The organism is Vibrio sinensis, from assembly GCF_003605645.1.
GTDB lineage: Bacteria > Pseudomonadota > Gammaproteobacteria > Enterobacterales > Vibrionaceae > Vibrio > Vibrio sinensis.
Genome location: NZ_QVMU01000184.1, coordinates 1 through 407, shown reverse-complemented (window position 1 = coordinate 407; position 407 = coordinate 1). Strand labels below are relative to the sequence as shown.

Sequence of the window (407 nt, the reverse complement as noted above, 5' to 3'; positions counted from 1 at the left end):
ATTTTTGCCACTCTGCCTCCCGCCAGTCTGAAATCCATTTTTCAAGCGTGGATCGGCGACATCATGGGCGATGATAAGCTGGTTGGCCAACTAGCGGTTGATGGTAAAGCTCTTCGTGCTACCGCTAAAGGGCGAGGTGCCAACGCTGTTCATATGGTCAATGTCTGGTCAACTGAGCTGGGGATGTGTGTTGGCCAGCAAAAAGTCGCTGACAAATCTAACGAGATCACGGCAATACCTGAGCTACTCCAACTTCTTGAATTAAAAGGGTGTTTAGTCAGTATTGATGCGATGGGTACACAGGTAAAAATCGCCGACACCATCCTCAAAAAGTCGGGTGATTACCTGCTTGCAGTGAAAGACAACCAACCTAGCCTCAATACTGAAGTAAAAGAACAGTTCCAAGC

1 protein-coding gene is annotated in these 407 nt (G+C 47.7%); it reads left to right on the top strand.

The features are described 5' to 3' along the window. Positions 1–407 (top strand): ISAs1 family transposase (locus tag DZ860_RS24130; RefSeq protein WP_120035741.1); only part of this gene is annotated, 407 nt, incomplete at both ends.